Here is a 5,148-nt window from a genome sequence, read left to right as displayed (position 1 = left end):
AAATTATAGTTTCGCGGTAATTAACTTGTAACGTATTTTTCAGGAGCGAAACTATGCTTAAAGCGCCAATGATCGAGAAATTAAATGAACAGATGAATCTCGAACTCTATTCTTCGCTGCTGTATCAACAGATGAGCGCCTGGTGCAGTTTCAACAGCTTTGAAGGTGCTGCGTCCTTTTTGCGCCGTCATGCGCAAGAAGAGATGACGCACATGCAGCGCCTGTTCGATTATCTGACCGATACCGGCAGCCTGCCGCGCATCAACACCGTGCCAACGCCGGTTGCTGAATATGCGTCGCTGGATGAGTTATTCCGCGTCACCTACGAACATGAGCAGCTGATCACCAGCAAAATCAATGAACTGGCTCATGCGGCAATGACCAATCAGGACTACCCGACCTTTAACTTCCTGCAATGGTACGTGGCTGAGCAGCATGAAGAAGAGAAACTGTTTAAATCCGTTATCGATAAGCTGACGCTGGCGGGCAAAAGCGGTGAAGGGTTGTACTTTATTGATAAAGAGCTGGCAACGCTCGATACGCAAAATTAATTATCGGGCAGCGGCGTTAAACGCCGCTGCCGATTAATGCCGACAAATTTTACTTTCAGCGGTATTAAAACCAGATTCCTGCGGAATAAATTTTCCTTTCTTATGCAGAAATGCCACCAGCTCGGCGGCACTCATATTCTCTGCAGAACAGGTATGAAAACGCGCCTGTTCACCAAAGCGTGCATGAATAGCCGCTTCGAGACTTTCCATACTGTATTGCTCACCCGACGCCAACATCATGTTCAGCACTTCATGACCGTGAATAGAGTCCATTTTTCCTCCCGTAATAAAGCACCACCATAACGTGCATTTATATTATATGTTTTGCGCTAGCGCAGCTTTCTCTCGCCCAGTAAAAATCGTAAACATAACTATACAGCTACTGTAATTCAGATTTGACGAAATCATTGCTTTCACATACTCTGCGCGGCATCTTTCGTTGTGATTATGTCGTGAAGTAGAGGAAAGCGTGAGAAACCGTACCCTGGGGAGTATTTTAATCGTAGCTGGCACCACAATCGGCGCAGGAATGTTGGCGATGCCGCTGGCTTCTGCGGGCGTTGGCTTTGGCGTTACGCTGGTGCTGTTGATTGGGCTGTGGGCATTAATGTGCTACACCGCCCTGCTGCTGCTGGAAGTTTATCAGCACGTTCCTGCCGACACCGGGTTGGGTTCGCTGGCGCTGCGTTATCTCGGGCGCTACGGACAGTGGGTCACCGGGTTTAGCATGATGTTCCTGATGTATGCGCTGACGGCTGCCTATATCAGCGGCGCAGGTGAACTGCTGGCCTCAAGCCTCAGCCAATGGTTGAGCATTGATATGCCACCGTCCCTCGGCGTACTGCTGTTCACCGCCGTTGGCGGCCTGGTTATCTGTATCGGTACTTCGCTAGTCGATCTCTTCAACCGCTTCCTGTTTAGCGCCAAAATCATCTTTTTGATCGTCATGCTGGCGCTGCTGCTGCCGCATATCCACAAAATCAACCTGCTGACGCTGCCGCTGGAGCAAGGGCTGGCGCTTTCCGCCATTCCGGTTATCTTCACCTCGTTTGGTTTCCACGGCAGCGTACCGAGCATCGTCAGCTATATGAATGGCGATATACGCAAGCTGCGTCGGGTATTCGTCATCGGTAGCGCCATTCCGCTGGTGGCCTATCTATTCTGGCAGCTTGCGACGCTTGGCAGCATTGACGCTCCGGTATTCGGTTCGCTGATGGCGCAGCACAGCGGCTTAAACGGCCTGCTGATGGCGATCCGCGAAGTCGTCGCCTCACCTCACGTTGAGCTGGCGGTGCATCTGTTTGCTGACCTGGCGCTGGCAACCTCATTCCTCGGCGTAGCGCTTGGGCTGTTTGATTATCTGGCCGACCTGTTCCAGCGAAAAAATAGCGTGCGCGGGCGTCTGCAAACCGGGGCCATTACCTTCCTGCCGCCGCTGGCCTTTGCCCTATTCTACCCACGTGGTTTCGTGATGGCTCTGGGCTACGCTGGCGTCGCCCTGGCTGTTCTGGCGCTGATTATTCCTTCGCTGCTCACTCTTCAAAGCCGTAAGCATCACCCAACTGGCGGCTATCGCGTGGCTGGTGGCAAGCCCATGCTGTGGCTGGTATTTGCCTGCGGGATAGCGGTGATTATTATTCAGGCGAGTATTGCTACCGGATTGTTACCGTCAGTGGGTTAAAGACGGTGCGGAAACATCATCAGTTCGCCCTGATGATGTTTCCGGCTAACGCAATTCTTTGAGGCTTATCATAATTACGAAAAATAGCTGTAGCCGCTAGTTATTCAACTTAGCTGCATCATTTATCCCCTTCTCCATCGATTCACAGCACTCTCCCGCTTGTACTAATAATAATTATTCACTGCCGGCGAAAAAAACGTCCATTTATCGCTGCACTTTTTTAGTGCAATACGGATGCGAAACTTTAAATAAATGTTAAATTTAAGCCATGCAGTGAGTCACTCTGCATACCACGGCTAACTAAGAATAAATTACTTACAAGACTAAGGTTTATCATGGATAAGTTATCTTATGCTTCCGATAGTAAGACATCTGCCTGGAACACCTACCTGCAACAAATCGAACGCGTCGCTCCTTATCTCGGTGAGTTAACCCGCTGGATAGACACCCTTCGCCATCCAAAACGTGCGTTGATTGTCGACATCCCCGTACAAATGGACGATGGCACAATCCGCCATTTCGAAGGCTACCGCGTACAGCACAACCTTTCCCGTGGTCCGGGCAAAGGCGGCGTGCGCTACCACCCGGATGTAGACCTTAATGAAGTCATGGCGCTGTCGGCGTGGATGACTATCAAGTGTGCTGCCCTGAACCTGCCGTATGGCGGTGCGAAAGGCGGCGTTCGCGTTAACCCATTCGAACTCTCTGAGGGTGAGCTTGAACGCTTGACGCGTCGCTATACCAGCGAGATCGGCATTATTATTGGGCCACAGAAAGATATCCCGGCACCGGACGTTGGCACCAACGGGAAAGTGATGGCGTGGATGATGGATACCTATTCCATGAACCACGGCACCACCATTACCGGCGTGGTCACCGGTAAACCGATTCACCTGGGAGGTTCTCTTGGTCGTGAAAAAGCCACCGGTCGCGGGGTGTATATCAGCGGTCGCGAAGTGGCGCATCGTGCCAATATTGAAGTTGAAGGCGCTCGCGTTGCGGTTCAGGGCTTCGGTAACGTCGGCAGCGAAGCCGCCCGCCTGTTTTCCGCCGCAGGTGCGCGCGTGGTCGCCATTCAGGACCACACCGCGACCCTTTTCAATGCCACCGGTATTGATATGGATGCGCTGACGGCCTGGCAGGTTGAACACAAGCAGATTGCCGGTTTCCCAGGGGCCGACACCATCGATGGCGAAGCATTCTGGCAAGTGGACATGGACATTCTGATCCCGGCGGCGCTGGAAGGTCAGATTACCCGTCAACGCGCGGAAGTTCTGAAGTGTAAACTGGTTCTGGAAGGTGCTAACGGACCGACCTATCCGGATGCCGACGATGTACTGGCCAGCCGCGGCGTTGTCGTCGTACCGGACGTCGTGTGTAACGCCGGGGGGGTAACCGTCAGTTACTTCGAGTGGGTTCAGGACATGGCGAGCTTCTTCTGGAGCGAAGAGGAGATTAACGCCCGCATGGATAGAATCATGACCGAAGCGATGGTACACGTCTGGGAAAAAGCCGCGGAGAAGACCTGTTCTCTGCGTACCGCAGCCTACATCGTTGCATGTGAGCGCATTCTGCTGGCCCGTAAAGATCGCGGGATCTACCCAGGTTAATGCCGAAACGGTGAGCGGCTTCGGCGGCTCACCGCCTTTCTTCTACCAAACCTCCCCCACTGAGCTATGCTGTAAGCCGTTAATGACACCCAAAGGAGTCAGGCATGGCCGACTGGAATCCCTCGTTGTATTTGCAATTTGCCTCCGAACGTACTCGCCCGGCGGCGGAGCTGCTGGCCCGTATTGCCAAACCGTCAGCTAAACACATTGCCGATCTGGGCTGCGGCCCGGGCAACAGCACCGAGCTGCTACGTGATATCTGGCCTGATGCGGTGATTACCGGCGTGGATAATTCGCCCGCCATGCTGGAGAAGGCGCAGCAGGCATTGCCTGACTGCCAGTTTGTTAATGCCAATATCAGTGAGTGGCAGCCGGAACGGCCGCTGGATGTGCTCTACGCCAACGCTTCGCTGCAATGGGTGGCCGATCATCAGGCCCTGTTCCCCCATCTGGCATCACTGCTGGCAAAAGACGGCGTCCTCGCGGTGCAAATGCCGGATAACTGGCAGGAACCGTCACATGCGTCAATGCGTCAGGTGGCACATGAGCTGGGCCATCCGCCGCGTGCGCGAACGCCATTACCGTGCGTTGCGGTTTATTATGATTTACTGACCAACAGCGGTTGTGAGGTGGATATCTGGCGAACCACCTATTTTCACCCGCTGGCGTCGCATCAGGCTATTATCGAGTGGTTAAGCGCCACCGGGCTGCGCCCATATTTGCAGGATCTTGATAACGTCAATCAGCAGGCCTTCCTGCATCGCTACCTGCAGTTGCTCGAAGAGCATTATCCTCGACAAAAGAATGGCCAGGTGCTGTTGGCGTTTCCACGTTTATTTATTGTTGCCCGGCGGGCTAACCGCTGAATCAGAATTAAAAATGAAGTCTGCATAAACATTGTCAGCTAAGCACAAAATTCCGTTCACTTTATGTTTGGCGGAACATGAAACAGCAGTATCTGTGAACGGGCTAAGGGGGGCGCGGCGCCCCCCTTTGCAATCCCCGCGGCCCCGCAGCGAAATCGGTGCTTCGCACTGCGTTCGCCTGCGAACTCCAGCCTGCGGCACGGCGAAACTCGACGCTACTCGTCCCATCCCTGGGACTCGCCCTTCGGGCCAACGCAAGCGTTGTTCAAAATTGCTCCCGGCAATTTTGTCGTGTCTCGGTTCGCCTCAGTCCGCCGTCCTGGCGGACTGACCTTGTCTTCCATTCTCCGGCTCACCGATTTCAAGCGGGGACTCATCGGTTCCAGCGACTTCGATTTTTGCTTTTAGCGAAAAGAGTACAGCGGCATAGGTGGCGTCTG

The 5,148-nt window shown here is 53.6% G+C and carries 5 protein-coding genes; 4 read left to right on the top strand and 1 reads right to left on the bottom strand.

What is annotated here, in order from left to right:
- Positions 1–53 precede the first annotated feature (53 nt).
- A complete protein-coding gene (ftnA, locus tag LZ634_RS17600; protein ID WP_234507544.1) occupies positions 54–551 on the top strand; it encodes a non-heme ferritin in 498 nt (165 codons plus the stop codon).
- 33 nt (positions 552–584) lie between these two features.
- Here ftnA and LZ634_RS17595 read toward each other — a convergent pair whose 3' ends face one another.
- A complete protein-coding gene (locus LZ634_RS17595) occupies positions 585–824 on the bottom strand; it encodes a YecH family metal-binding protein (RefSeq protein WP_234507542.1) in 240 nt (79 codons plus the stop codon).
- Between the two features lie 196 nt (positions 825–1,020).
- Between LZ634_RS17595 and tyrP the strand changes: the two genes are divergently transcribed.
- From tyrP to tam, 3 genes are all read left to right on the top strand, one after another.
- A complete protein-coding gene (tyrP, locus tag LZ634_RS17590) occupies positions 1,021–2,232 on the top strand; it encodes a tyrosine transporter TyrP (RefSeq protein ID WP_234507540.1) in 1,212 nt (403 codons plus the stop codon).
- 335 nt (positions 2,233–2,567) lie between these two features.
- Positions 2,568–3,842, top strand: coding sequence for a Glu/Leu/Phe/Val family dehydrogenase (locus LZ634_RS17585; protein WP_234507538.1), 1,275 nt, complete (start codon positions 2,568–2,570; stop codon positions 3,840–3,842).
- A 104-nt stretch (positions 3,843–3,946) separates the two neighbouring features.
- Positions 3,947–4,708, top strand: a complete 762-nt coding sequence (tam, locus tag LZ634_RS17580; protein ID WP_234507537.1) for a trans-aconitate 2-methyltransferase — start codon at positions 3,947–3,949, stop codon at positions 4,706–4,708.
- Positions 4,709–5,148: the final 440 nt, after the last annotated feature.

The organism is Kluyvera intermedia (assembly GCF_021440345.1).
Classification (GTDB): Bacteria; Pseudomonadota; Gammaproteobacteria; order Enterobacterales; family Enterobacteriaceae; genus Kluyvera; species Kluyvera intermedia_A.
The sequence above is the reverse complement of the archived record's forward strand: the minus strand, read 5'-3'. Positions and strand labels throughout refer to the sequence as shown.

Coding starts and splice junctions, on each gene's coding strand:
- ftnA (WP_234507544.1), top strand. CDS start 54: ATGCTTAAAGCGCCAATGATCGAGAAATTAAATGAACAGATGAATCTC.
- tam (WP_234507537.1), top strand. CDS start 3,947: ATGGCCGACTGGAATCCCTCGTTGTATTTGCAATTTGCCTCCGAACGT.
- LZ634_RS17585 (WP_234507538.1), top strand. CDS start 2,568: ATGGATAAGTTATCTTATGCTTCCGATAGTAAGACATCTGCCTGGAAC.
- LZ634_RS17595 (WP_234507542.1), bottom strand. CDS start 824: ATGGACTCTATTCACGGTCATGAAGTGCTGAACATGATGTTGGCGTCG.